3 protein-coding genes are annotated in these 2,474 nt (G+C 64.8%); all 3 read left to right on the top strand.

Annotated elements, in window-relative coordinates:
* Positions 1-59 precede the first annotated feature (59 nt).
* The 3 genes from ACIPRI_RS26640 to tnpC all read left to right on the top strand — a co-directional run bounded on the left by ACIPRI_RS26640 (position 60) and on the right by tnpC (position 2,409).
* Positions 60-440, top strand: a complete 381-nt coding sequence (locus ACIPRI_RS26640) for a transposase (RefSeq protein ID WP_446624517.1) — start codon at positions 60-62, stop codon at positions 438-440.
* Entirely contained in the window at positions 407-772 is a 366-nt protein-coding gene (gene tnpB / locus ACIPRI_RS26635) for an IS66 family insertion sequence element accessory protein TnpB (protein ID WP_446624516.1), read from the top strand. Before ACIPRI_RS26640 ends, tnpB begins: the two co-directional genes overlap by 34 nt.
* 137 nt (positions 773-909) lie before the next feature.
* Positions 910-2,409: an IS66 family transposase gene (gene tnpC, locus ACIPRI_RS26630; protein ID WP_446624518.1), complete on the top strand. Its 1,500-nt coding sequence runs from the start codon at positions 910-912 to the stop codon at positions 2,407-2,409.
* Positions 2,410-2,474: the final 65 nt, after the last annotated feature.

Below are 2,474 nucleotides of genomic sequence, written 5' to 3'. Positions count from 1 at the left end.
CGTAAGCACGCGGTGAAGTCATCTTGATGGTCTGAGAGCCTGCAGGCATCGTGCCCACGATGAATGATGTGGACACGATAGATGGCGTGGTTAAGCGGGCGACGCGTCGCAATCACAGCGCCCAGTTCAAGGCCGAAGTTCTGGAGGCGTGCCGCCAACCGGATGCATCGGCCGCGGCAATCGCAAGGCTGTACAACCTGAACGCAAACGTGGTGCATCGGTGGCGCGCCGAGCAGCGCAACGCGTTGGCCCAACCGTCGCCAGCCGCGCCGGCATTGCCGCAGCCAGACTTCATTCCCATCGGCGTGCAGCCCGAGATCGAGCCGCCGCCGCGGGACATCCGCATCGAGCTCCAAAGAGGCGGCGCCACCGCGGTGGTGCACTGGCCGGGGGAGTCGGCCTCATCGTGCGCAGCCTGGCTGCGCGAGTGGCTGCGTTGATTCGCATCGAGGCCGTGTGGCTGGCCACCGAGCCGATCGACATGCGAGCCGGCACCGACACGGCGTTGGCGAAGGTCGTGCAGGTGTTCGGCGCCGCACACCCGCACCACGCCTACCTCTTCGCCAACCGTCGAGCCAATCGCATGAAGATCCTTGTGCATGACGGCATCGGCATCTGGCTGTGCGCGCGTCGGCTGCACCAGGGCCGATTCCTCTGGGCCAACGCGGGCTTGGGCACGCAGATGTCGATGACGCGTGAGCAACTCGACGCGCTTGTGCTCGGCCTGCCTTGGCAGCGCTTGGGTTCGGCAGGTGTGATCACCGTCGTGTGAAACGCGCGGCAGCGAGCAATTGCTGCAAATGCCGATGTCAGTCTCACGATGGCGCGGCAACATGTCACCTCATGGTGAACGCCGAACAACTGAAGGGCCTCAGTGCAGAGCAACTGCATGAAGTAGCCCTCCGGTTCATGGACGGCTTCGCCGAGCAGCAGCGCTTGCTCGAGGCCAAGGACCGCTCGATCGAGACGCTCACCCGAGAGGTCACCTTCACGTCAACCAAGGTCGATCAGCTCACCCACGAACTCGCACAGTACAAGCGCCTGCGTTTCGGCAAGAGCAGCGAGAAGCTCGATGCGGCGCAGGCCAGCTTGCTGGAGGAGACCATCGACGCCGATCTCGCGGCGATAGAAGAGGAACTCAAGCAGCTTCGTCCTCCCCCGAAAACCGAGGGCAAGCAGCAGCCGCGCCGCACGCCGCTGCCGGCACACCTGCCGCGCGTCGATGTGCACCACGAGCCCGAGTCGACCACCTGCGCATGCGGCTGTGCGCTCAAGCGCATCGGCGAGGACGTGGCCGAGAAGCTCGACTACGTTCCCGGCGTGTTCACCGTCGAGCGCCATGTTCGTGGCAAATGGGCTTGTGCAAAGTGCCAGACGCTGATCCAGGCGCCGGTGCCTGCGCAGGTGATCGACAAGGGCATCCCCACTGCCGGCCTCCTGGCGCAGGTCATGGTGGCCAAGTACGCCGACCACCTTCCGCTGTACCGCCAGGAAACCATCTTCGAGCGCGCCGGCCTGGCCATCCCGCGCTCAACGCTCGGTGCTTGGGTCGGCGCCTGCGGCGTGCGCCTGCAGCCACTGGTCGATGCGCTCAAGGACGCCGTCCTTGCCCACCGCGTACTGCATGCCGACGAAACGCCGGTGGCGATGCTCAAGCCCGGCACGGGCAAGACGCATCGTGCCTATCTCTGGGCCTACGCGCCGGGTGCCTTCGAGGGCATGAAGGCCGTGGTCTACGACTTCGCTGACAGCCGGGCCGGCCAGCATGCACAGGACTTCCTGGGGGAATGGCGCGGCTCGCTCGTGTGTGACGACTACTCGGGCTACAAGGCGCTGCTCGCCAAGGGCGTGGTCGAAGCAGGCTGCCTTGCGCATGCCCGACGCAAGTTCGTCGAACTGCACACGGCCAACAAAAGCCAGATTGCCGAAACCGGCATCCAGTTCTTCGGGCAGCTCTACGAGGTCGAACGCGATGTGAAGGACCTGGATGTGGAGGAACGGCTTCGCATCCGGCAGGCCAGAGGACGACCGATCGCCCAGGCACTGCACAAATGGATGATCGCCCAGCGGCTCAAGGTGCCCGATGGATCAGCGACGGCCAAAGCGTTGAACTACAGCTTGAGGCGTTGGACGGCGCTCACGCACTACCTCGACGACGGGAGCGTGCCCTCGGACAACAATTGGATCGAGAACCAGATCCGACCGATTGCAGTGGGCAGAGGCAACTGGCTGTTCGCCGGCAGCCTGCGCGCCGGTCAACGTGCGGCGGCGATCATGAGCTTGATCCAGTCTGTCAAGCTCAACGGGCACGATCCATACGCCTACCTGCGGGACGTGTTCCTGCGTTTACCGACGCACCCACACAGCCGCATCGACGAACTGCTGCCGCATCGCTGGCAGCAAAGCTGACCACCCCGTCACGCACGCTGCCGTCCGTTGCGGCCATCGTCAAGATGTGTTCGCCGCGTGCTTAC

It is taken from the genome of Variovorax sp. LARHSF232 (genome assembly GCF_052871435.1).
Note: the sequence above shows the minus strand (reverse complement) of the source record. Positions and strands in the feature narration are given on the sequence as shown.

What these genes read in the sequence shown, in the direction of transcription:
- ACIPRI_RS26640 (WP_446624517.1), top strand. Translation starts at nt 60, where the DNA reads ATGAATGATGTGGACACGATAGATGGCGTGGTTAAGCGGGCGACGCGT.
- tnpC (WP_446624518.1), top strand. Translation starts at nt 910, where the DNA reads ATGGACGGCTTCGCCGAGCAGCAGCGCTTGCTCGAGGCCAAGGACCGC.